The organism is Streptomyces sp. MAI_2237 (assembly GCF_054189285.1).
This window is the reverse complement of the sequence record NZ_JAJPGQ010000001.1, coordinates 963,272-984,892: the sequence shown is the minus strand read 5'-3', so window position 1 is coordinate 984,892 and position 21,621 is coordinate 963,272. Positions and strand designations below refer to the sequence as shown.

General features: G+C 73.1%; 24 protein-coding genes and 2 pseudogenes. 19 read left to right on the top strand and 7 right to left on the bottom strand.

Features of this window, described 5'->3' with window-relative positions; translation table 11 throughout:
- Nucleotides 1–31 precede the first annotated feature (31 nt).
- A complete protein-coding gene (locus LN251_RS04615; RefSeq protein ID WP_458243204.1) occupies nt 32–196 on the bottom strand; it encodes a hypothetical protein in 165 nt (54 codons plus the stop codon).
- A gap of 236 nt (nt 197–432) precedes the next feature.
- Between LN251_RS04615 and LN251_RS04610 the strand changes: the two are divergent.
- The 4 genes and pseudogenes from LN251_RS04610 (at nt 433) to LN251_RS04595 (ending at nt 4,379) form a co-directional block, all read left to right on the top strand.
- A pseudogene (locus LN251_RS04610) lies at nt 433–1,645 on the top strand (NYN domain-containing protein).
- A gap of 122 nt (nt 1,646–1,767) precedes the next feature.
- A complete protein-coding gene (locus LN251_RS04605; RefSeq protein WP_458243266.1) occupies nt 1,768–2,739 on the top strand; it encodes an ABC transporter ATP-binding protein in 972 nt (323 codons plus the stop codon).
- 88 nt (nt 2,740–2,827) lie between these two features.
- Nucleotides 2,828–3,652: an ABC transporter permease gene (locus tag LN251_RS04600; RefSeq protein WP_458243203.1), complete on the top strand. Its 825-nt coding sequence runs from the start codon at nt 2,828–2,830 to the stop codon at nt 3,650–3,652.
- 34 nt (nt 3,653–3,686) lie between these two features.
- Entirely contained in the window at nt 3,687–4,379 is a 693-nt protein-coding gene (locus LN251_RS04595) for an AAA family ATPase (protein WP_458243202.1), read from the top strand.
- A gap of 146 nt (nt 4,380–4,525) precedes the next feature.
- Here the strand turns inward: LN251_RS04595 and ybaK are convergent, their stop codons facing one another.
- From ybaK to LN251_RS04575, 4 genes are all read right to left on the bottom strand, one after another.
- Nucleotides 4,526–5,026 carry a Cys-tRNA(Pro) deacylase gene (gene ybaK, locus LN251_RS04590; protein WP_458243201.1) on the bottom strand — a complete coding sequence of 167 codons (501 nt, stop codon included), beginning with the start codon at nt 5,024–5,026 and terminating at the stop codon, nt 4,526–4,528.
- 19 nt (nt 5,027–5,045) lie between these two features.
- Nucleotides 5,046–5,786 carry an LON peptidase substrate-binding domain-containing protein gene (locus LN251_RS04585; RefSeq protein ID WP_458243200.1) on the bottom strand — a complete coding sequence of 247 codons (741 nt, stop codon included), beginning with the start codon at nt 5,784–5,786 and terminating at the stop codon, nt 5,046–5,048.
- 11 nt (nt 5,787–5,797) lie between these two features.
- Nucleotides 5,798–6,871 (bottom strand): hypothetical protein, encoded by a 1,074-nt coding sequence (locus LN251_RS04580; RefSeq protein WP_458243199.1) that lies wholly within the window; start codon nt 6,869–6,871, stop codon nt 5,798–5,800.
- A 129-nt stretch (nt 6,872–7,000) separates the two neighbouring features.
- The gene (locus LN251_RS04575; protein ID WP_458243198.1) at nt 7,001–8,581 is read right to left on the bottom strand and encodes an oxidoreductase; all 1,581 of its coding nucleotides are present in this window, start codon (nt 8,579–8,581) and stop codon (nt 7,001–7,003) included.
- A gap of 157 nt (nt 8,582–8,738) precedes the next feature.
- Here LN251_RS04575 and hisD point away from each other — a divergent pair, with 157 nt between their 5' ends.
- The 10 genes from hisD (at nt 8,739) to LN251_RS04525 (ending at nt 16,399) form a co-directional block, all read left to right on the top strand.
- On the top strand, nt 8,739–10,064 hold the full coding sequence (hisD, locus tag LN251_RS04570; RefSeq protein ID WP_458243197.1) for a histidinol dehydrogenase: 1,326 nt from the start codon (nt 8,739–8,741) through the stop codon (nt 10,062–10,064).
- Nucleotides 10,061–11,167: a histidinol-phosphate transaminase gene (locus tag LN251_RS04565; protein WP_458243196.1), complete on the top strand. Its 1,107-nt coding sequence runs from the start codon at nt 10,061–10,063 to the stop codon at nt 11,165–11,167. The genes hisD and LN251_RS04565 overlap by 4 nt, the downstream gene beginning before the upstream one ends.
- Nucleotides 11,164–11,757 (top strand): imidazoleglycerol-phosphate dehydratase HisB, encoded by a 594-nt coding sequence (gene hisB / locus LN251_RS04560; protein ID WP_030932889.1) that lies wholly within the window; start codon nt 11,164–11,166, stop codon nt 11,755–11,757. Before LN251_RS04565 ends, hisB begins: the two co-directional genes overlap by 4 nt.
- Nucleotides 11,754–11,918 (top strand): hypothetical protein, encoded by a 165-nt coding sequence (locus LN251_RS04555; protein WP_058925873.1) that lies wholly within the window; start codon nt 11,754–11,756, stop codon nt 11,916–11,918. The genes hisB and LN251_RS04555 overlap by 4 nt, the downstream gene beginning before the upstream one ends.
- Complete coding sequence (gene hisH / locus LN251_RS04550; protein ID WP_458243195.1) at nt 11,915–12,556, top strand: imidazole glycerol phosphate synthase subunit HisH; 642 nt, start codon at nt 11,915–11,917, stop codon at nt 12,554–12,556. The genes LN251_RS04555 and hisH overlap by 4 nt, the downstream gene beginning before the upstream one ends.
- Nucleotides 12,553–13,278, top strand: coding sequence for a bifunctional 1-(5-phosphoribosyl)-5-((5-phosphoribosylamino)methylideneamino)imidazole-4-carboxamide isomerase/phosphoribosylanthranilate isomerase PriA (priA, locus tag LN251_RS04545; protein WP_458243194.1), 726 nt, complete (start codon nt 12,553–12,555; stop codon nt 13,276–13,278). Before hisH ends, priA begins: the two co-directional genes overlap by 4 nt.
- A complete protein-coding gene (locus tag LN251_RS04540) occupies nt 13,275–13,676 on the top strand; it encodes a RidA family protein (RefSeq protein ID WP_458243193.1) in 402 nt (133 codons plus the stop codon). Before priA ends, LN251_RS04540 begins: the two co-directional genes overlap by 4 nt.
- Nucleotides 13,673–14,428 (top strand): imidazole glycerol phosphate synthase subunit HisF, encoded by a 756-nt coding sequence (hisF, locus tag LN251_RS04535; RefSeq protein WP_458243192.1) that lies wholly within the window; start codon nt 13,673–13,675, stop codon nt 14,426–14,428. The genes LN251_RS04540 and hisF overlap by 4 nt, the downstream gene beginning before the upstream one ends.
- A 122-nt stretch (nt 14,429–14,550) precedes the next feature.
- On the top strand, nt 14,551–15,141 hold the full coding sequence (locus tag LN251_RS04530) for an ArsR/SmtB family transcription factor (protein ID WP_458243191.1): 591 nt from the start codon (nt 14,551–14,553) through the stop codon (nt 15,139–15,141).
- A gap of 13 nt (nt 15,142–15,154) precedes the next feature.
- The gene (locus LN251_RS04525) at nt 15,155–16,399 is read left to right on the top strand and encodes an MFS transporter (RefSeq protein WP_458243190.1); all 1,245 of its coding nucleotides are present in this window, start codon (nt 15,155–15,157) and stop codon (nt 16,397–16,399) included.
- A 39-nt stretch (nt 16,400–16,438) separates the two neighbouring features.
- Here the strand turns inward: LN251_RS04525 and LN251_RS04520 are convergent, their stop codons facing one another.
- A complete protein-coding gene (locus tag LN251_RS04520) occupies nt 16,439–17,074 on the bottom strand; it encodes a TIGR03085 family metal-binding protein (protein ID WP_249834746.1) in 636 nt (211 codons plus the stop codon).
- Nucleotides 17,075–17,156: 82 nt separating this feature from the next.
- Between LN251_RS04520 and hisI the strand changes: the two genes are divergently transcribed.
- Nucleotides 17,157–17,549: a phosphoribosyl-AMP cyclohydrolase gene (hisI, locus tag LN251_RS04515; protein ID WP_458243189.1), complete on the top strand. Its 393-nt coding sequence runs from the start codon at nt 17,157–17,159 to the stop codon at nt 17,547–17,549.
- Between the two features lie 11 nt (nt 17,550–17,560).
- Complete coding sequence (locus tag LN251_RS04510) at nt 17,561–19,039, top strand: anthranilate synthase component I (protein WP_458243188.1); 1,479 nt, start codon at nt 17,561–17,563, stop codon at nt 19,037–19,039.
- Nucleotides 19,040–19,045: 6 nt separating this feature from the next.
- Here LN251_RS04510 and LN251_RS04505 read toward each other — a convergent pair.
- A pseudogene (locus LN251_RS04505) lies at nt 19,046–19,621 on the bottom strand (S8 family serine peptidase); the annotation flags it as partial.
- Between the two features lie 266 nt (nt 19,622–19,887).
- Between LN251_RS04505 and LN251_RS04500 the strand changes: the two are divergent.
- The 3 genes from LN251_RS04500 to LN251_RS04490 all read left to right on the top strand — a co-directional run bounded on the left by LN251_RS04500 (nt 19,888) and on the right by LN251_RS04490 (nt 21,479).
- Nucleotides 19,888–20,532: a TIGR02234 family membrane protein gene (locus LN251_RS04500; protein WP_458243187.1), complete on the top strand. Its 645-nt coding sequence runs from the start codon at nt 19,888–19,890 to the stop codon at nt 20,530–20,532.
- 151 nt (nt 20,533–20,683) lie between these two features.
- Nucleotides 20,684–20,941, top strand: a complete 258-nt coding sequence (locus LN251_RS04495) for an HGxxPAAW family protein (RefSeq protein WP_058925885.1) — start codon at nt 20,684–20,686, stop codon at nt 20,939–20,941.
- A gap of 91 nt (nt 20,942–21,032) precedes the next feature.
- Nucleotides 21,033–21,479, top strand: coding sequence for a DUF2752 domain-containing protein (locus LN251_RS04490; protein WP_458243186.1), 447 nt, complete (start codon nt 21,033–21,035; stop codon nt 21,477–21,479).
- Nucleotides 21,480–21,621 lie beyond the last annotated feature (142 nt).

The window sequence follows — 21,621 nt, the reverse complement described above, 5'->3', positions numbered from 1 at the left end:
GCTTGGGTCTCAACAACCCTTTATGCAGATGTCAGTTGTGACCGAAGCTCTTCTGCCGCCCCTTGCGGGCCATGTGGCCCGGGGTGACCTGCTGGACGTCCTGCTCGGCCGGCGACTCCATCGAGATCTGCTCGGCCGCCTGCCGACCACGCCCGGTCTGCGGCTGCTTGCGGTTCTGCTTCTTGTTCTTGGCCATGGTGATCTGCCTCCTGTGGGGGATCTAGGGGCCAGGGCCGGGACCAGATTCACATAGGCTGACAACAAGCGCATGTCGGATAATTACCGTCTGTGACACGGCTTGTCGGGGAGCGAGGACGGGGACCGCACTCCGAAACGCCACGCCGAAGATCGAGTTCGGGCCGTTAACACCTGCGTAGTCGGGCAGACTCGAAGGAAGCCCGAAGCAAACCTCCCGGAAAGAGGGTGGATCGCGTGGACCGCTGCATCGTCCTGGTGGACGCCGGGTATCTGCTGGGGGCCGCCGCCAGTCTCCTTGCCGGGGAGCCCTCCCGCTCCCGCATCACCGTCGACCACACCGCCCTCGTCCAGGGCCTGCGCGAACGCGCCGAGTCCGACACGGAACGGCCGCTGCTGCGCATCTACTGGTTCGACGGCGCCCCCGACCGGGTGCCCCAGCCCGAACACCGCCGGCTGCGGGTGATGCCCCGCGTCACCGTCCGGCTCGGCGCCCTGACCCGCAGCGACGGACGCTGGGCCCAGAAGGGCGTGGACGCGGCCATGCACGCCGAGCTCACCGAGCTGGCCCGCAACCGCGCCTGCTCCGACGTCGTCCTCGTCACCGGCGACGGCGATCTGCTGCCGGGCATGATGGCGGCCAAGGAGCACGGGGTCGCCGTGCACCTGTGGGCGGTGCAGGCCCGCCGACGGGGACTACAACCAGTCGGAGGACCTGGTCGCCGAGGCCGACGAGCGGCGGGTGCTCGACCGGACGTGGATCACCAAGGCCGTACGGCCCAAGGAACTCGGCGGGATCTGCGCGCCGCCGCCCGTGCCCCGGCCCGAGATCGCCGCCATCCTCTCCGCGCCGCTGCCGGACTCCGCGCTCACCGCCGCCGAGCGCCCCGCCGAAGAGCGCCGGCACGCACCGGCGGCCACCGTCACCGACAACGGCACGCAGGAGCGGATGCCCGCGCCCAAGGGCGTGCCCACCCCCAAGGACCTCGCCGCCCTGCGGCCCCCCGGCGTCCAGCCGAGCCCGCAACCGGCCAACGCGACCCTGCGCTGGTCCTCCGACAAAGGCTGGGTCGACCGGCCCGTCGCCGAGCCCGCGGAGGCCGCCTCGATGCCGACGCTGGCCCAGCTGACCACGGCGGAGCAGCGGTGGGCCGACCGCGAGGAGGACATCACGACCGTCGGCGGTGACCCGTTCGAGGTCGGTCAGGTGTTCGCGCGGCGCTGGATCGAGCGGCTGGGGGACCAGAGCCATCTGCAGAAGCTGTCGGGCATGTACCCGCGCATCCCGCACCGCATCGACGGCGAGCTGCTGCGGTACGCGGCCCGCTTCGGGCTGCTGGCCCACAAGGACGACCAGATCGACGAGCACGACCGCTACGCCATCCGGGCGGGGTTCTGGCGGGAGATCGACCTCCGCACGACGGCCGAGCACGCGCCCGGCGGCGAGTGAACCCGGCGCGGCGGCCCGGGGGTGACGGGCGGCCCCAAGGGCGGGTAAAGGGCCCCGACCCCGTACCCTCGTCCTTTGTGAGTACGCGCGCGGCACAGGCACATCGGCACGGTGGCGATGTGGTGTGCGCGCTGCGCGGGCTGACCAAGACCTATCCGGCCGTCCGGGGACGCAGGGGCGCCCCCGGCGTGCCCGCGGTGCGGGCCACGGACGACGTGCGGCTGGACGTGCGCCGCGGTGAGATCTTCGGGCTCCTCGGCCCGAACGGGGCGGGCAAGTCCACCCTGGTGCGGCAGCTGACCGGGCTGATGCGGCCCGACGCCGGCAGCGTCGAGATCCTCGGGCACGACATCGTGCGGCATCCCGAGCGGGCCTCCCGGATCCTCGCCTACCTCGGGCAGGAGTCGACCGCCCTCGACGAGCTGACGGTGTCGCTGGCCGCCGAGACGACCGGGCGGCTGCGCGGCCTGGAGGCGCGGCGGGCGCGGGCCGAGCGGGACGCCGTCCTGGAGGAGCTCGGGCTCACGTCCATCGCCGGACGGGCCCTGAAGAAGCTGTCCGGCGGGCAGCGGCGGCTGGCGTGCTTCGCCGCCGCGCTGGTCGGCGAGCGGCCGCTGCTGGTGCTGGACGAGCCGACCACCGGGATGGACCCCGTCGCGCGGCGGGCCGTGTGGGCGGCCGTGGACCGGCGGCGGGCCGAACGCGGGACGACCGTCCTGCTGGTCACCCACAACGTCATCGAGGCGGAGACGGTCCTGGACCGGGTCGCCGTGCTCGACCAGGGCCGGGTGATCGCCTGCGACACCCCCAGCGGGCTGAAGGAGCGGGTCGCCGACGAGGTCCGGGTCGAGCTGGTGTGGCGCGAGACGGCGCCGCTGCACGTCCCGGAGGTCGCCGCGCTGCGCGAGCGGGCCGTCGAGGCCGGGCGGCGCTGGACGCTGCGGCTCGCGCCCGAGGAGGCCCGCGCTGCCGTCGCCACCGTCACCGGCGGGGCAGCCTTCGCCGCCCTGGACGACTTCACGCTCGCGACGCCCAGCCTGGAGGACGTCTACCTGGCGCTGGGCGGCGCCGCGCGAGGGCTGGTGAAGGCGTGAGCGGGAGACCGGCCGTGTCCGTACAGGAACGAGAGAGCGCGTCCGTGGGGGACGGCGTGCGCGCCGCAGGGAAGGAGCGCAGCTCGTCGTGAGTGTCGTACCCGCCGGGATTCTGCCCGGCGCCGTCGCCGACGAGGACGACGCCGCGCGCGGGGCCGCCGAGCTCGGACCGCGCGCACGGATGTGGCCGTCGCTCGTCGCCATTTACCGGGCGCAGCTGTCGCGGGCCCGGGTCGCGCGGATCCCGCTGCTGTTCGTGGCGACGTTCCAGTCGGTCGGCATCCTGGTGATGATGCGCGGGGTCGTGGACTCGGGCGGCCACGACGCCCGGTTCGTGGTCGCCGGGTCCTCCGTGCTGGTCGTGGCCTACGTCGGCCTGAACCTGCTCGCCCAGTACTTCGGGCAGCTGCGGGGCAGCGGCGGGCTCGACCACTACGCGACGCTGCCGGTGCCGCCCGCGGCGGTCGTACTGGGGGCGGCGGGGGCCTACGCCTCCTTCACCGTGCCCGGGACCGTGGTGACCGCTGTCTTCGGCGGGGTGCTGTTCGGGCTGCCGCTGTCGCACCTGTGGGTGCTGGCGGCGGTGATCCCGCTCGCGGGTGCCGCCCTGTCCGGGCTGGGAGCGGCCCTCGGGCTGCTCGCCCCTCGGCCCGAGCTGGCCACGCTGCTGGGGCAGCTGGGGATGTCGGCCGCGCTGCTGCTGGGGGTGCTGCCCGCCGACCGGATGCCCGAGGCCGTACGGTTCACGCGGGACCTGCTGCCGTCGACGTACGGCGTCGAGGCCTTCGCGCGGACCTTCGGGCCGCATCCCGACTGGGCGTTCGTGGCCGGTGACCTCGCCGTGTGCGCCGGTGTGGGCGTCGCCTCGCTGGCCGTGGCCACCTGGGCGTACCGCCGGGCGGCCGTCCGGTGACGCGCCGCACAGGCGGGCCTGGCACGATGTCAGGGTGACCGCACCGTTGACTCCTCCTCCGCCGCCGCACGAACAGTCCGCGCAGAACGCGTGGCAGCCCCCGGCCGCCGGGCATGCGGCGCCCGCGCCGCAGGACGCCGCCTGGCACGGTACGTACGGACAGGACGGGCCCGGAATGAAGACGGAAGTGCGCGAGGCCGCCGTCGTCACGGTGGCGGTGGCGCTCGGCGGTGTGCTGCTCGGGCTGCTGTGGTGGTGGCTGGCGCCGCACGTGCCGCTGGTCGGCGACATCGTCGACAAGAGCTGGGTGGTCTACCTCGCGGACAGTGAGGGGGAGCAGGCCATCGGGGTGGACGGAACGTTCACGCTGCTCGCGCTCGCCTTCGGCGTCGTCAGCGCTCTGGCGGTCTTCCTGTGGCGCCGGCGCGGCGGAGTGCCGCTGGTCGTGGCCCTGGGCGTCGGAGGGCTGCTCGCCTCCCTGCTGGCCTGGCGGATCGGCGTGTGGCTCGGCCCCCAGCAGGACGTCATCGCCCACGCCCGGCAGGTCGGCAAGGGAGTGACGTTCTCGGCTCCGCTCAAGCTGGGCGCGAAGGGCGCGCTGCTGACCTGGTCGCTGGCCGCGCTGATCGTGCACGTCGGCCTGACCGCGCTGTTCGGCCCCCGGGACCCGGAGCCGTACCCGCAGGGCCCCCTCCCGAAGGACCCGTACGGGGCCCCGCTGTCGTAGAAGACCCCGGGACCCCGCTGTCGTAGGGACTTACGCCGGACGGTGGCCGTGGTTCGAGCGGCCCTTCTTCATGCGCCACTTGCGTTTGCGGGTTTTCTTCGACATGTCCCTCGTTCTTAACCGAGCGGGGGACGGGCGTCGAGGGGTCACGCACGCCCGACGGGGGCCACCACCGCTTCGGTGAGCTTCGCCAGGTCCTCGGGGGAGAGTTCGACCTCCAGGCCGCGGCGCCCCGCCGAGACGCAGATCGTTGCGTGGGCGGAGGCGGAGGAGTCCAGGACCGTGGGCAGCCTCTTGCGCTGGCCGAGCGGCGAGATGCCGCCGCGGACGTAGCCCGTGGTGCGCTCGGCGAGGGCCGGGTCCGCCATCGCCGCCCGTTTGCCGCCCACCGCGGCCGCCAGCGCCTTGAGGTCCAGGCTGCCCGCCACCGGGACCACCGCCACGGTCAGGGTCCCGTCCACGTCGGCCACCAGCGTCTTGAAGACACGGTCGGGGGAGACGCCCATGGCCTCCGCGGCCTCCTCGCCGTAGGAGGGGTGGGCGGGGTCGTGCTCGTAGGCGTGGACCGTGAACGCCACGCCCGCGGCGGTCAGCGCCACCGTCGCCGGCGTGCCGCCCTGCTGCTGCTTCTTCGACTTCTTCGCCATCCCGGCCCTCGCAGTGACGTCAGTTGAGGCTCGTGCGGCCGCGGGTCAGGTCCGCCGCCGGCAGTGACGGCAGGTTACGGATGATGGCCGTCTCGGAGCGAAGGAGTTTCAGTTCGTCGCGCAGCCGGGACGCGGTGTCCGGCGCCTGGAGGAGGCGCTGCTTGGTGGGCGTGTCCAGCATCATGGCCGCCGCGACCAGGTAGGAGACCACGGAGGGCTCGTCGGGGAGTTCCGCGCCGGTCGACAGGGAGCGTTCGCGCGCGCCCGCCAGCCGCTTCTGGTACTGGCGGAAGGCCCGCAGCACGCCCTCGGCGAGCGCGCCCGCCTCCTCGCCCGGCTCCTCGGTGAGCCCCTCCAGCTCGGCGGTGAGGAACGGGCCCGAGGTGTCCACCGACAGCAGCCGCACCCGGGTCGTGCCGGTGGCCAGCACCTCGAAGGTGCCGTCCTCCCGCTCCCGGATCGTCGCGGCGTCCGCCACGCAGCCCACGGCGTGGAAGGAGGCCGTCGGGTCGGCGCCGAAGCCGGCCGCCGGGCCGATGTCGGGCACGGACGTGGGATCCGGCATGCCGGGGGCGCTCGGGGCCACCTCGTGGCCGTCGCGGATCGCCACGACGGCGAACCGGCGCGACTCCTCCTCGGGGGTCTTCAGCAGCTCACGCATCATGGCGCGATAGCGCTCCTCGAAGACGTTGAGCGGCAGTACCAGCCCGGGGAACAGCACCGAGTTCAGGGGGAAGAGGGGAAGACGGACGGTGGTCACGGCGCAAGAGCCTAATGGTCGCCGGAGCCGGCGCGTCCGCCGCGCTCGCTTCGTGGATCGCGCGGCACCGTCACGGACCCGGCCGGGCACCGTCCGACGACGTCGGAACGCACCTTCAGGAACAGGGCCAGCGGGTCGTCCGACAGGTGGTCCCAGGGGAAGGACGTGGCGTACGGGCCGATGAGGCGCAGCTGGCCGAGGGCGTCCGGCCAGCGCTCCAGGCCGACGAGGACGTACGTCAGCTTGTTGCGGATCTCGGCCGGCCACGGGGTGGCCGCCGGGAAGCGGGCCGAGAACGCGATCGCCCGGTCGGCGGCAGCGTGCAGCCGCTCCGGCGGTACGGCCGTGCCGGCGCCGCCGGTGAGGCACGCGAGGGCCGCCCGTGACGGCAGTGCCTGGAGGAGCGAGTCGGCGGGCGCGTCCTGCGCGGCCCGATCGGCGAAGTCGAAGCACTCGGCGTACGAGCCCTGCCAGGAGGTGGCCAGATAGCGCAGGGCGGCCACATGGCAGCCGTAGTGGTGCGGGGCGCGGCGCAGCGCCGCCTCCCACAGTTCGCCGAAGTACTTGTGGCCGGCGCCGGCGCCGCGCGCGTGGTCCAGCGCGATCCGCCAGGGCACCGGGTCGGGGTCGGCGGCCCGTGCGGCGGCCGTGATCAGGGAGCTCACCTCACGCAGCAGCTCGGCGCGGGCCGGGGAGTCCCAGGCCCGGTCCACCGCGAGCTGGGCCCGCAGCAGCAGCACGTCCGGGTCCCGCGGCGCGTCGGCGTACCACCGCTCCAGCCACTCGACCCGGGCCCGGGCGAAGGCCGACAGCCGTCCGGCGTACCGGTCGCGGTACTCCCACTCGGCATGCGCGCGGGTGCCCGCGAGCAGTGCGGCCGCCGGTGCGTACTCGCCGTGGGCCGCCGCGACGAGCGCCGGTCCGAGGCGGTCGTCGGGCGCGTCGAGCAGCACCTCGCCGTCGGCGGGCAGGCCGGAGCCGGCGGGCGGCCCTGAGCCGTCCGCGAGCGGCGCGGTGGGGGAGTGCGGCGCGGAGCGGGTGGTCCGGGCCGCGCGGTTGAACAGCGGTGCCATGGTGTCGACCATTGAAAGGCCGCAGGTCAGGCGGGCGCCAGCCGGAGGGGACAAGTCATGGAAAGTTGTACGCCGGGCGGTCAAGAGCCTGTAAAAGTCGAATGTTGAACGAGTGGCCGAAGCGTGCGCGTCCTGTGATGATCAGTTGCGGCGCAGCATGCGCGTCGCCCCGGCCGCCACCGTCGTCGCCAGCACCCAGCCCAGGAGGACCATCACCGCGGCCAGCCACTGCCAGCCGCCGCTCAGCTGCCAGACGCCGACCTGGCCCAGGTCGATGACCGGTAGCAGCAGGTCTAGGGCGAACAGGGCCGGGTTCCACGGCGGATGCGCCGCCCCCGGCTGCAGCGGCGGGTGGCTCGCGTGCGCGAAGGCCAGTGAGCCCGCCGCCCACAGCACCGCCATCCACACCGCGGCCCGCCCCGGCCGGTACCCGTAGGCCACCGTCCAGTCCTGCGCGTACCCCCACAGCTTCGCGGCGATCGGCAGGCTCTCGCGCCGCCGCCGCTGCTTGGCCAGCAGCACCTCGCGCGCGTCCTCGTCCTCGCCGCCGGCCCGCAGCACGGCGGCCAGGCGCTCGTACGGCTCCGGGTTGTACTCGGCGGTCGCCGCGGCCACCCAATCCAGCCGCTCCGCCAGCGGGAAGGGCCCGAGCGGTACGAGGTTCTCGTACTGGAAGCCGCCCATGTGCAGGTTGCCCGGGCCCGGCCAGGCGCTCGCCCGGTCGACCAGGTTGACCACCCGCGCGCCCGACAGGGCGACCTTGCCGCGCTGCGGCCGCTCGCCGAGGAAGCGCAGCTCCGGCGTCTGCACCCGGCGCAGCGACAGCTCCTGGTCGTCGGTGAGGACGAACCGCGCCCGCTCCAGGTCGACCGCGTCCCCGAACCGCCCGTCGTCCAGCCGCACCCCGCCCCGGCACTCGAACCGCTGGATCCGGGTCCCGCGCGCCGGAGTCGCCCCGCTCGGCGTGGACGCCCCGACGCCCGCCGGGGTCAGGTACAGGGTGCGCCCGACGGTCAGCTGGGGCGCGTTGAGCGCGTGCCGGGTGCCGGAGCTGGTCAGCCGGGCGCCGCGCAGGCTCAGGCTGACGCCCACCTTGGCGCTGCGCAGGCTCAGCTCGCCCTCCGCCTCCAGCAGCTCGGCCTGCAGGTCCTGGCCGACCGTCATGCCGTCCGCGGCGATCGAGCGGCCGGCGCGGTCGGGGTGGACGATCGCCTGGCTGAGCATCAGGTCGGTGCCGATGTGGGCGTCGGTGAGCCGCACGCCGCCCGGGAACCGGCAGCGCGGCAGGTGCAGATCGCCCTCGGTGTGCACCCGGGCCGCCTCCAGGCGCGGCACCGAGCAGTCCACCAGCCGCACGGTGGTGAAGCGGGCCTCCGGCAGCAGCAGCTCCCGCTCGAAGCGGCAGCCGCGCATCTCCACGTACGGCACCACGATCCCGCCGGAGAGCTCCAGGGAGCCGCTGATCAGCACCCCGCGCAGTTTCAGCGCGGAGACGCGGCCCGCGAGGGCCGGCGGGCCGTCCAGCAGCAGCCAGGCCACGATGCGCGCCCGCACGGTCCGCTCGGGCCCCCAGGAATGCCGGCCGTGCGGATCGTCGACGGCCGCGTCACCGCTGCTGAGGTCGTACGTGCTGCCGTTGCGGAAGGCCTGCCACATGCCGGCCTCGGCCGCGCTCAGGTCGTCCGGCAGGTCTCCGGCGTGGATGCCGGCCCCCTCGGTCACAACTCCTCCACTCCTGTGTTCGCACAACTGTTCATGCCCGGTGCGTCACACCCGAATCACCAGACGTGACGGCGATCTTCCGGGTTCCGGGGCGGTTCTGTATCAGCCATTGATACGCGCGGACGACGGCTGACCCGGGTCTGAGAGAATTGACCCCGTGATCTCCCGAATCGATCTGCGCGGCGACGCCCTTCCCGAGGGCCCCGCCCTGCGCGACCTGCTGCCCCGAGCCGACTTCGACGTCTCGGCCGCCCTGGAGAAGGTGCGTCCGATCTGCGAGGCCGTGCATCATCGGGGCGACGCGGCGCTGATCGACTTCGCCGAGAAGTTCGACGGCGTCCGGCTGGAGCAGGTGCGGGTGCCCGCCGAGGCCCTCGCCAAGGCCCTCGACGAACTCGACCCGGCGGTCCGCGCGGCCCTGGAGGAGTCCATCCGGCGCGCCCGGCTAGTCCACCGCGAGCAGCGCCGTACGACCCGCACGACCCAGGTGGTGCCGGGCGGCTCCGTGACCGAGAAGTGGGTGCCCGTCGAGCGCGTCGGCCTGTACGCGCCGGGCGGCCGGTCGGTCTACCCGTCCTCCGTGATCATGAACGTCGTCCCGGCCCAGGAGGCCGGCGTCGAGTCGATCGCCCTCGCCTCCCCGGCGCAGGCCGAGTTCGGGGGCCTGCCGCACCCGACGATCCTCGCCGCCTGCGCCCTGCTCGGCGTCGACGAGGTGTACGCCGCCGGCGGCGCCACGGCCGTCGCGATGTTCGCCCACGGAACCGAGTCCTGCCTGCCCGCCAACATGGTGACCGGCCCCGGCAACATCTGGGTCGCCGCCGCCAAGCGCTACTTCACCGGCAAGATCGGCATCGACGCCGAGGCCGGGCCGACCGAGATCGCGATCCTCGCCGACGACACGGCCGACCCGGTGCACGTCGCCTCGGACCTGATCAGCCAGGCCGAGCACGACCCGCTCGCCGCCGCCGTCCTCGTCACCGACTCCCTCGCCCTCGCGGACGCCGTCGAGAAGGAGCTCGAGCCGCAGGTCGCGGCCACCAAGCACATCGAGGACCGGATCCGCCCGGCGCTCGCGGGCCGGCAGTCCGCGATCGTCCTCGTCGACGGCGTCGACGAGGGCCTGCGGGTGGTCGACGCCTACGGTGCCGAGCACCTGGAGATCCAGACCGCCGACGCCGCCGCGGTGGCCGACCGGGTGAAGAACGCGGGCGCGATCTTCATCGGCCCCTGGGCCCCGGTCTCGCTCGGCGACTACGCGGCCGGCTCCAACCACGTGCTGCCGACCGGCGGGTGCGCCTGCCACTCCTCGGGCCTGTCCGTGCAGTCCTTCCTGCGTGGCATCCACATCGTCGACTACACCGAGGACGCGCTGGCCGAGGTCGCGCACCACGTGGTCACGCTGGCGGAGGCGGAGGACCTCCCGGCGCACGGCGCGGCGATCAAGGCCCGGTTCGGATGGAAGGTTCCCCAGAGCAAGTGACCGGCATCGACGACCTTCCCGTACGGGACGAGCTGCGCGGCAAGTCCCCTTACGGCGCGCCCCAGTTGGACGTCCCCGTACGGCTGAACACCAACGAGAACCCCTACCCGCTGCCCGAGCCGCTGGTCGAGCGCATCGCCGAGCGCGTCCGTGAGGCCGCCCGGAACCTCAACCGCTACCCGGACCGGGACGCGGTGGAGCTGCGCACGCGGCTCGCCGCGTACCTGACGGACACCTCCGGCCACGAGGTCGGCCCGGCCAACGTCTGGGCGGCCAACGGCTCCAACGAGGTCATCCAGCAGCTGCTGCAGACCTTCGGCGGACCGGGCCGCACGGCGATCGGCTTCGAGCCGTCGTACTCGATGCACGCGCTCATCGCGCGCGGCACCGGCACCGGCTGGATCTCCGGTCCCCGCAACGAGGACTTCACCATCGACCTCGCGGCGGCCGAGAAGGCCATGGCCGAGCACCGGCCGGACGTCGTCTTCGTCACCACCCCCAACAACCCCACCGGCAACGCCGTCCCTCCCGAGACGGTCCTCGCCCTGTACGAGGCCGCGCAGGCGGCCAAGCCGTCCATGGTGATCGTGGACGAGGCGTACATCGAGTTCAGCCACGGCCGCTCGCTGCTGCCGCTGATCGAGGGCCGGCCCAACCTGGTCGTCTCCCGGACGATGTCGAAGGCGTTCGGCGCGGCGGGCCTGCGCCTGGGCTACCTCGCCGCGCACCCGGCGGTCGTCGACGCCGTCCAGCTCGTACGGCTGCCGTACCACCTCTCCTCGGTCACGCAGGCGACCGCGCTCGCCGCCCTGGAGCACACCGACACGCTGCTGAAGTACGTCGAGCAGCTCAAGGCGGAGCGGGACCGGCTGGTCGCCGAACTGCGCGCCGCCGGCTACGAGGTCGTGGAGTCCGATGCCAACTTCGTGCAGTTCGGGCGGTTCGAGGACTCCCACGCGGCCTGGCAGGAGATCCTCGACCGGGGTGTGCTGGTCCGCGACAACGGCATTCCGGGGTGGCTGCGGGTGTCCGCCGGTACCCCGGAGGAGAACGACGCGTTCCTCGACGCGGTCCGTGCAATGAAGAAGGAGCAGAGTTCATGAGCCGCGTGGGACGCGTGGAGCGAGTCACCAAGGAGACGTCGGTGCTCGTCGAGATCGATCTCGACGGCAGCGGCAAGGTCGACGTGTCGACGGGCGTCGGCTTCTACGACCACATGCTCGACCAGCTCGGCCGGCACGGTCTGTTCGACCTCACCGTGAAGACCGAGGGCGATCTGCACATCGACTCCCACCACACCATCGAGGACACCGCCCTCGCGCTCGGCGCCGCCTTCAAGCAGGCGCTCGGCGACAAGGTGGGCATCTACCGCTTCGGCAACTGCACGGTCCCGCTGGACGAGTCCCTCGCCCAGGTCACCGTCGACCTGTCCGGCCGCCCCTACCTCGTGCACACCGAGCCCGAGAACATGGCGCCGATGATCGGCGAGTACGACACCACGATGACGCGGCACATCCTGGAGTCCTTCGTGGCCCAGGCCCAGATCGCGCTGCACGTGCACGTGCCGTACGGCCGCAACGCGCACCACATCGTGGAGTGCCAGTTCAAGGCGCTGGCACGGGCTCTGCGCTACGCCTCCGAGCGCGACCCGCGCGCGGCCGGCATCCTCCCCTCCACGAAGGGCGCGCTGTGAACGGCCTGTCGACCCTCCTGATCGTCGTCGGCCTCTTCCTGGTCGGCGGCATCATCTCCTTCGTCAAGCAGGGCATGCCCAAGCAGCTCGTCGTGCTGCTGTCGATCGGCGCCGCGATGTGCCTGGTCGCGGGGATCATGAGGCTGGAGGTGTGGAATTGAGCGCCCCCAAGAAGGTCGTCGTCTTCGACTACGGCTTCGGCAACGTCCGTTCCGCCGAGCGCGCCCTCGCGCGCGCGGGCGCGGACGTCGAGATCACGCGTGACTTCGACCGGGCCATGAACGCCGACGGCCTGCTGGTGCCCGGTGTCGGCGCCTTCGCCGCCTGCATGAAGGGCCTGAAGGAGGCCCGCGGCGACTGGATCATCGACCGGCGGCTGTCCGGCGGGCGCCCGGTGATGGGCATCTGCGTCGGCATGCAGATCCTCTTCGCGCGCGGCATCGAGCACGGCGTGGAGACCGAGGGGATGGACGAGTGGCCCGGCACGGTCGAGCCGCTGCAGGCCGAGATCGTGCCCCACATGGGCTGGAACACCGTCGAGACACCGGCCGGCTCCGAGCTGTTCGACGGCCTGGACGCGGACGCCCGCTTCTACTTCGTGCACTCCTACGCCGTCCACGACTGGGCGCTGGAGACGCACAACCCGACCCTGCTCGCCCCCAAGGTGACCTGGGCGACGCACGGCAAGCCGTTCGTGGCCGCCGTCGAGAACGGCGCCCTGTGGGCCACGCAGTTCCACCCCGAGAAGTCCGGCGACGCCGGAGCCCAGCTCCTCACCAACTGGATCGGAACACTGTGAGCAAGCTCGAACTCCTCCCCGCCGTCGACGTGCGCGACGGCCAGGCCGTCCGCCTCGTGCACGGCGAGTCCGGCACGGAGACCTCGTACGGCTCCCCGCTGGAGGCCGCCCTCGCCTGGCAGCGGTCGGGTGCCGAGTGGCTGCACCTGGTCGACCTGGACGCCGCGTTCGGCACCGGCGACAACAGGGCGCTGATCGCCGAGGTGACCGGGGCCATGGACATCAAGGTGGAGCTGTCCGGCGGCATCCGCGACGACGACACCCTCGCCGCCGCCCTCGCCACCGGCTGCACCCGGGTCAACCTCGGCACGGCCGCCCTGGAGACCCCGGAGTGGGTCGCCAAGGTCATCGCCGAGCACGGCGACAAGATCGCGGTGGGCCTGGATGTACGCGGCACGACCCTGCGCGGCCGCGGCTGGACCCGCGACGGCGGCGACCTGTACGAGACGCTGGAGCGCCTCAATCGGGAGGGCTGCGCCCGGTACGTGGTGACGGACATCGCCAAGGACGGCACGCTGCAGGGCCCGAACCTGGAGCTGCTGCGGAACGTCTGCGCCGCGACGGACCGCCCGGTCGTGGCCTCCGGCGGCGTGTCCTCGCTCGACGACCTGCGCGCCATCGCCGAACTGGTCCCCCTCGGTGTCGAGGGCTCCATCGTCGGGAAGGCCCTGTACGCGAAGGCGTTCACCCTGGAAGAGGCCTTGGAGGTTGTGTCGTCATGAGCGATGCCGTACGGCGTGTGCAGAGCGGAACTCCCTGGGAGGAGTCCTTCGGTTTCGCGCGTGCCGTCGCGGCGGGCGACCGCGTGCTGGTGGCGGGCACGACGTCCTTCAAGGGCGATGTGCTGTACGGGGAGGGCGACCCGTACGAGCAGGCCAAGGTGGCCTTCACCAGCGCGATCGAGGCGATCGGCGAGTTCGGGCTCGGGGTCGGATCGGTGATCCGGACCCGGATGTTCCTGACCCACGCGCGGGACGTCGACGCCGTCGGCCGCGCTCACAAGGAGCTCTTCGACACGGTGCGGCCGGTGTCGACCCTGCTGGTCGTGGAGGGCTTCGTCGACCCGCGCATCCTGGTCGAAGTGGAACTAGAGGCATTCAGAGGAGCCGTGGATTCATGACCCTGGCGGTCCGAGTCATCCCCTGCCTGGACGTGGACAACGGCCGGGTCGTCAAGGGCGTCAACTTCCAGAACCTGCGCGACGCGGGCGACCCGGTCGAGATGGCCAAGGTGTACGACGCCGAGGGCGCCGACGAGCTGACGTTCCTGGACATCACCGCGTCGTCCGGCAACCGCGAGACGACGTACGACGTGGTGCGCCGCACGGCCGAGCAGGTGTTCATCCCGCTGACCGTGGGCGGCGGCGTGCGCACCGCCGAGGACGTGGACAAGCTGCTGCGGGCCGGCGCCGACAAGGTGGGCGTCAACACCGCCGCGATCACCCGTCCCGACCTGATCCGCGAGATCGCCGAGCGGTTCGGCCGGCAGGTGCTCGTGCTCTCCGTCGACGCGCGCCGCACGCCGGAGGGCACCTTCGAGGTCACCACCCACGGCGGCCGGCGCGGCACCGGCATCGACGCCGTCGAGTGGGCGCACCGGGCGGCCGAGCTGGGCGCCGGCGAGATCCTGCTGAACTCGATGGACGCGGACGGCACCAAGGACGGCTACGACCTGGAGATGATCGCGGCCGTCCGCAAGCACGTCACCGTCCCGCTGATCGCCTCGGGCGGCGCCGGCAGGCTGGCAGACTTCCCGCCGGCCGTCGCGGCGGGCGCGGACGCGGTGCTGGCCGCGTCGGTGTTCCACTTCGGGGACCTGCGGATCGGCGAGGTGAAGCAGACGCTGAAGGAGGCGGGCCACCCCGTGCGCTGAGGCGCCGCGGCCCGTCGTGAGCCCCGGTCACCTGGTGACCGGGGCTCCTTCATGGGCAGATGCGAAAGAGAAGTTGCGCAAAATATATTGTGCAATTTCTCTTTCCTTTCTAGCGTGGGGGCATGGCAGACAGGGAGAGAGACCGCCGTATCCAGGACGTGGGCACCCTCAAGGCCCTCGCCCACCCTCTGCGGATGCAGCTGTACCGGTGCCTGACCATCGCGCGCGCGGCGACGGCCTCACATCTGGCCGAGCAGGTCGACGAGGCCGTCTCCCTGGTCAGCTACCACCTGCGCAAACTCGCCGAGCACGGCCTCGTCGAGGAGGCCGAGCCCCGGAGTGCGGACGGCCGGGAGCGCTGGTGGCAGCCCGCCTCCGACGGCGTCAGCGTCCGCGACGAGGACTTCCGCGACGCCCCCGAGAAGGCCGCCGCGCACACCGCGGCCAGCCGCCTGTTCTTCGAGCAGCGCGCCGACATGTACCGCCGCTTCCTCGACGAGCGTGCCCACTGGAGCGCCGCCTGGGCCACCGCCCACGACTCCTCGGAGTGGCTGCTCAAACTCACCCCGGAGGAACTGACCGCTCTGTCCAAGGAGATGCACGCCCTCGTCCGCAGGTACGAGGAGCGCGGCCGCGCCGCCGACGCGGCGGGCGACACCGAGGGCCGCGAGAACGTCGCGGTGCACACGTACGGCTTCCCCTTCCGCGTCTGAGAGGACGGACCGCGTGCCCACCACGCTCGCCCCCACGGCCGACCCGCTCGCCGGCCCGGCCCACCGCGACGCCAACGTCCTGCGCTGGCTCGGCGCGTACGTCTCGTCCGCGATCGGCGACAACGTCTACTACATCGCCCTGTCCTGGGCCGCCGTCCAGTCCGGCACCCCGGCCCAGGCCGGCCTGGTCACCGCGGCCGGCGCGCTGCCGCGCGCCCTGCTGATGCTCGGCGGAGGCGTGATCGCCGACCGCTACGGACCGCGCCCGACCGTCCTGGTCTGCACCGCGGCACGCACCGTCCTCGTCCTGACCGCGGCGGCCCTGCTGCTCGCCGCCAGCCCCGGGCTGTGGCTGCTGGGCGCGGTCGCCGTGGTCTTCGGTCTCGTCGACGCCGTCTTCCTGCCCGCCGCGGGCGCCCTGCCCGCCCGGATAACCGGGCGCGGCCAGCTCGCCCGCGTCCAGGGCATGCGCGGCCTGGCCGTCCGGCTCGCCAACGTCCTCGGCGGCCCGCTGGGCGGCCTCGGCGTCGCCCTCGGCGGCACGGCGGGGGCGTTCGGGCTGGCCGCGCTGCTGGTCGGGGCGTCCCTGCCGCTGCTGCTGACCGTCCGGGTGGGCACGCCGGCCCCGGACGACGTTCCCGAACGGGCCTCGGTCCTGGCCGAACTGCGCGCCGGGCTGCGTCATGTCCGACAGGACAAGGTGCTGCGCCCGCTGGTGGTCGCCGCGGCCCTGAGCGACCTCGGGTTCGTCGGCCCGATGAACCTCGGCCTGACCCTGCTCGCCCAGGACCGCGGCTGGGGCTCCTCCGGCATGGGCTGGGTGCTGGCCGGATTCGGCACCGGCGCCGGAGCCGCCTCGCTGCTGCTCACCTGGCGCGGCCGGGTGCCCCGGGCCGGCCTCGTGACCGCGGTCACGAACCTTCTGAGCGCCGTGGCCATCGGCTCGCTCGCCCAGACCTCGACCGTCGCCGCGGGGACCTTCGTGGCCGTGTGCATCGGGCTGCTCGCCGGGCTGGCGGGAGCCGTGACCGGGGCGCTCATACAGAGCGCGGCGGGTCCGGCCTACGTCGGCCGGGTCACCGCCGCCTCCACGCTCGTCGGCTTCGGCGTCGCACCGCTCACCTTCCCCGTGGTCGGCTGGGCGGCCGACCTGTGGGGTACCGGGCCCGTCTTCGCGGTGTGCGCCGCGGTCTGCGCTCTCGGCGGTGTGGTGGCGCTGTGCTCCGGCTCCCTGCGCCGCGCCGAGCTGCCCCGGTGACCGGACCGGCGCAGAGGCCGATCCGGTGACCGGACCGGCTCAGAGGCCGAGCTGCTTGGCCTCGTGCAGCTTGCTGATGGCGTCCTTGTCGCCGTCCAGCTCCACCGTGGCGGTGCTCTGCCGCCCCATGGAGAACAGCAGAAGCTCCGACGGCTCCCCGGTCGCCGTCACCACGGGCGTGCCGCGGTGCGCGACCACCGTCTGCCCGTCGGGCCGGCGCAGCACCAGCCCGGTGGGGATGTTGCGGCCCATCAGACGGGCGGTGCGCTCCAGCCGCGACCAGAGGGCGTCCTGGAAGACCTGGTCGAGCTCGCGCGGCGTCCAGTCCGGCTGTGCCCGGCGGACGTCCTCGGTGTGGACGTAGAACTCGACCGTGTTCGACATCTCGTCGACCTGCTTGAGCTGGAACGGCGAGAAGCGCGGCGGGCCGGTGCGGATGAGCTGGATCAGCTCCTCGTACGGCTTCGCGGCGAACTCCGCCATCACCCGTTCCAGGCGGGGCGCGAGCTGCTTGATCAGGATGCCGCCGGCGGCGTCCGGGCGGCGCTCGCGCACCACCACGTGCGCGGCGAGGTCACGGGTGCGCCAGCCCTCGCAGAGGGTCGGGGCGTCCGGGCCCTCCGCCTCCAACAGGTCGGCGAGAAGAAGTCGTTCACGCTTGGCGAATGTCGACATGCAGCCAGCCTACGACCGGACCACGGGTCCGCGTAGTGGACACCACGCCGTCACTGTCCGTGGCGCACGGCACAATGGCCCCATGACCGGTACGCCTCCGCACAGCCCCCTCGACCCGGAGATCGCCGCGCGCCTGAAGCGCAGCCCCGACGGCCTCCTCCCCGCCATCGCCCAGCAGTACGACACCGGTGAGGTGCTGATGCTCGGCTGGATGGACGACGAGGCGCTGCACCGCACCCTCACCACCGGCCGCTGCACCTACTGGTCGCGCAGCCGCCGGGAGTACTGGGTGAAGGGCGACACCTCCGGGCACTTCCAGTGGGTCAAGTCGGTCGCCCTGGACTGCGACGCCGACACCGTGCTGGTCAAGGTCGACCAGGTCGGCGCCGCCTGCCACACCGGCGCCCGCACCTGCTTCGACGCGGACGTCCTCCTCGAGGGCGCCGACTCCGGTGTCCCGGCCGCGGGTCAGTAAGGTCATCCGCCATGGACCTCGAGACCTTCCGCAAGCTCGCCGCCGACCGCCGTGTCATCCCGGTCACGCGCAAGCTCCTCGCCGACGGCGACACCCCGGTCGCGCTCTACCGCAAGCTCGCCGCCGAGCGGCCCGGCACCTTCCTGCTGGAGTCCGCCGAGAACGGCCGCTCCTGGTCCCGCTACTCCTTCGTCGGCGTCCGCTCGGCCGCCACCCTCACCGCCCGCGACGGCCAGGCCCACTGGCTGGGCACCCCGCCCGTCGGCGTCCCCGTCGACGGCGACCCGCTCGCCGCCCTGCGCGCCACCATCGAGGCGCTGCACACCCCGCACCAGGAGGACCTGCCGCCCTTCACCGGCGGCATGGTCGGCTACCTCGGCTACGACATCGTGCGCCGCCTGGAGCGGATCGGCCCCGGCGAGCGCGACGACCTGCGGCTGCCCGAGCTGACCATGCTGCTCACCAGCGACCTCGCCGTGATGGACCACTGGGAGGGCTCGGTCCTGCTGATCGCCAACGCGATCAACCACAACGACCTCGACACGGGCGTGGACGAGGCCCACGCGGACGCCGTGGCCCGGCTCGACGCGATGGAGGCGGACCTGTCCCGGGCCGTCCCGCAGCCGCCCGCCGTGCTGCCGCCCTCCGAACTCCCCGAGTACACGGCCCTGTGGGGCGGCCCCGACTTCCAGGACGCGGTCGAGGACATCAAGGAGCGCATCCGCGCGGGCGAGGCCTTCCAGGTCGTCCCCTCGCAGCGCTTCGAAACGCCGTGCACGGCGAGCGCGTTGGACGTCTACCGGGTCCTGCGGGCGACCAACCCCTCCCCGTACATGTACCTGTTCCGCTTCGACGGCTTCGACATCGTCGGCTCGTCCCCCGAGGCCCTGGTCAAGGTCGAGGCCGGACGCGCCATGGTCCATCCGATCGCCGGCACCCGGCACCGCGGGGCCACCCCGCAGGAGGACCAGGCCCTCGCCGACGAGCTGCTCGCCGACCCCAAGGAGCGCGCCGAGCACCTGATGCTGGTCGACCTCGGCCGCAACGACCTGGGGCGGGTCTGCGAGCCGGGCTCCGTCGAGGTGGTCGACTTCATGTCGGTCGAGCGGTACTCGCACGTGATGCACATCGTCTCGACCGTCACCGGCAGAGTGGCCGCCGGCCACACCGCCTTCGACGTCCTGACGGCGTGCTTCCCGGCGGGCACCCTCTCGGGTGCCCCCAAGCCCCGCGCGATGCAGATCATCGACGAACTGGAGCCGTCCCGGCGCGGGTTGTACGGCGGCTGCGTCGGCTACCTGGACTTCGCGGGCGACTCCGACACCGCCATCGCCATCCGCACGGCCCTGCTGCGGGACGGCACCGCGTACGTGCAGGCCGGAGCCGGCATCGTGGCCGACTCCGACCCGGTCGCGGAGGACCAGGAGTGCCGCAACAAGGCGGCCGCGGTCCTCCGCGCGGTGCACACCGCGAACAGGCTGGGCGGGTAGGGCCGTTCAGCCGGTGAAGGCGGCGGTCCCGTTCGGCACGCCGCGGCCGGACGGCCCGTCGTAGCCGATGGTGCCGGTGCACAGGTAGGTGCCGCCGCAGCTGCCGTTGGAGCCGCCCGCCAGCGCGTAGGTCGCCGCGATCAGCGGGGCCGAGGCGCTGGTGCCACCGAAGACCATCCAGCCGGTGGCCTGCCGGTAGCTGTCGTACACCGCGACGCCGGTGTTGGGGTCGGCGACCGCGGAGACGTCGGCGACGGTCCGCTCGGCGCAGCCGCTGTCGGTCTGCCAGGCCGGCTTGGCGTCGTAGCCGGAGCAGCCGGAGCCGGCCCCGCTCCACACCGTGTCGGTCCAGCCGCGGGAGTTCGACGCGGTCTTCAGCGAGGTGCCGCCCACCGCCGTCACGTACCGGGAGGAGGCGGGGTACTCCACGCCGTAGCCGTTGTCGCCGGAGGAGACGGTGATGGCGACGCCCGGGTGGTCGAAGTAGCTGGAGTCGTACGTCGCGTCGCCGGCGGACTCGGAGCCGCCGTAGCTGTTGGAGACGAACTTGGCGCCGAGCCGGACCGCGGTGTTCAAAACGGTTCTGCGCAACGTACTTCCTCCGAGAGGCTGGTGAACCATGGGGAGACATGCGGGTGCGCCGATCGGTCCGCGAGCCGGTTCGCCCGTGGACCGGCGTGAACCTAAATGTGGCTGGAACACGTCAACAAGAAGATCGTTGAAGCCGTGACCATCCTTTGCCCCTCCTGGGCGTGCCATCCGGCCCGCCTGAGGTGTCCATGGCGGAACCATGATCCGGCCATGGGTTGACAGCCCCGGGTGACGCGTCCGACCGAAGGCAGGCGATAGTGGAGTACGTGACTGCCGTACCGCACCCCCGTTCCCAAGCCGCAGGACCCGCCCGGGCCGGCCGCGTCTCCCTCGCCGTGGCTCTGTCCGCCGGCGCGCTCGGCGCGGCTGTGACGCTGCTGGCCACCCGGCAGCGCTGGGCGGAGGGCACCGCGACCGTGGCCGGCGCCCCCTTCTCGCTGACCGCGAAGGGCAGCGACGTCACGGGCGTCCCCGCGGCGCTCGCCATAGTGGGGCTCGCCGCGCTCGTCGCCGTCTTCGCGGTCCGCGGGGCCGGCCGCGCGGTGGTCGCGGCCCTGCTCGCGCTCTGCGGCGCCGGCACCGTCGCCGCCGCCCTGCTGGGCGTCTCCGACAGCTCCGCGCTCGACGAGGAGGCCGCGCGGGCCGCGGGCGACACCTCGGCGACCGTGCACGCCCTCTCCCACACCGCCTGGCCCTACGTCGCGGCCGTCGGCGGCGCGCTGATCCTGCTGGCCGGGCTGCTGGCCCTGCGCTACGGGCGTCACTGGCCGGCGATGTCCGGCCGCTACGAGCGCAGCGGGGCGCCCCGGCCGCGCCGGACGGCCGCCAAGGGCGTCGACCCCGACCGGCCCGAGGAGCTGTGGAAGGCGCTGGACCGCGGCGAGGACCCCACGGGGGCGTAGCGTTCCCCGCACGCCCCGCCGCGCCGGGGCCGCCGCGCCCCACCGGGGCCGACCCCGCTGGAGCCACCCCCGAGACGCGCACGTGTGCGCGTGCGGGACAATGAGGTGGAGCATCCGGCTCAGACACGTAAACAGCAACGAGGAGCAAGTCATGGCGGGCAGCAGCCACGGTCACACCCCGGCCGCCTGGACCGGTGTCATCATCGCCTTCATCGGTTTCTGCGTTTCGGGTGCCTTCATGGTGATGGCTCAGCCCGTGGGCTTCTGGGCCGGCATGGCGCTCGTGGTGATCGGCGGCATCGTCGGCTGGGTCATGAGCGCCATGGGCCTCGGCCAGCCCAAGGACACCCACGCGAAGTTCCAGGAGGAGCTGGCCGCCAGCCAGGCCACCGCGGCCGCGAAGGGCTGACGCGCGCGAGAGTCCGTCCACCGGACCCAGGGAGGGGCGATCCGCATCCGGATCGCCCCTCGCGCGTGCGTGGCGGCCCGACGGGGGGAGAATGCGAGACGTGAACGCCGAGAGCCAGACCGTCACACCGTCCCGCACCGGATCGCCGGTCGCGCGCCTCGCCGTGCCCGCCGGAATCATGGCGGCCGTCGCCGGAGCCTTCGCCTACGTGGGCGCGGTGAACCCCGACGAGCCCGGCCACTACCCCGTCTGCCCCCTCTACGCGGTCACCGGCCTGTACTGCCCCGGCTGCGGCGGCCTGCGCAGCGCGCACGCCTTCGTCCACGGGGACCTCGCGGCCGCGCTGCACGACAACGCCCTGGCCACCGTCGGCTACCCGCTCTTCGCCGTCCTGTGGACCGTATGGGTGGTGCGCGCGGCGCGCGGGCGCCCGCCGCGGCTCACCCCCGGGCCGGCGCACCTGTGGGCGCTGGGGGCGTTGCTGCTGGTCTTCACCGTTGTCCGGAACCTGCCGTTCGGTGGCTGGCTGCGTCCTTGATCAACCGGTGGGCGTCCAGATAGAGGGACCGGCGTCAACCGGATGCGAGGCCTACGCCCTGCTGCGGATACCATCGCAGTGACCACCGGGTTTCCGCCGGTCCGAAGCTTCAACTGTCAACCGTCTGGAAGGGGGCCGCTCG

Excerpts from the sequence above, each read along its gene's own strand:
- LN251_RS04615 (WP_458243204.1), bottom strand. The coding sequence starts at position 196 with ATGGCCAAGAACAAGAAGCAGAACCGCAAGCAGCCGCAGACCGGGCGT.
- LN251_RS04540 (WP_458243193.1), top strand. The coding sequence starts at position 13,275 with ATGAGCGATGCCGTACGGCGTGTGCAGAGCGGAACTCCCTGGGAGGAG.
- LN251_RS04530 (WP_458243191.1), top strand. The coding sequence starts at position 14,551 with ATGGCAGACAGGGAGAGAGACCGCCGTATCCAGGACGTGGGCACCCTC.
- hisI (WP_458243189.1), top strand. The coding sequence starts at position 17,157 with ATGACCGGTACGCCTCCGCACAGCCCCCTCGACCCGGAGATCGCCGCG.
- LN251_RS04495 (WP_058925885.1), top strand. The coding sequence starts at position 20,684 with ATGGCGGGCAGCAGCCACGGTCACACCCCGGCCGCCTGGACCGGTGTC.
- hisB (WP_030932889.1), top strand. The coding sequence starts at position 11,164 with ATGAGCCGCGTGGGACGCGTGGAGCGAGTCACCAAGGAGACGTCGGTG.
- LN251_RS04520 (WP_249834746.1), bottom strand. The coding sequence starts at position 17,074 with ATGTCGACATTCGCCAAGCGTGAACGACTTCTTCTCGCCGACCTGTTG.
- LN251_RS04580 (WP_458243199.1), bottom strand. The coding sequence starts at position 6,871 with ATGGTCGACACCATGGCACCGCTGTTCAACCGCGCGGCCCGGACCACC.
- ybaK (WP_458243201.1), bottom strand. The coding sequence starts at position 5,026 with ATGGCGAAGAAGTCGAAGAAGCAGCAGCAGGGCGGCACGCCGGCGACG.
- LN251_RS04490 (WP_458243186.1), top strand. The coding sequence starts at position 21,033 with ATGCGAGACGTGAACGCCGAGAGCCAGACCGTCACACCGTCCCGCACC.
- hisF (WP_458243192.1), top strand. The coding sequence starts at position 13,673 with ATGACCCTGGCGGTCCGAGTCATCCCCTGCCTGGACGTGGACAACGGC.
- LN251_RS04510 (WP_458243188.1), top strand. The coding sequence starts at position 17,561 with ATGGACCTCGAGACCTTCCGCAAGCTCGCCGCCGACCGCCGTGTCATC.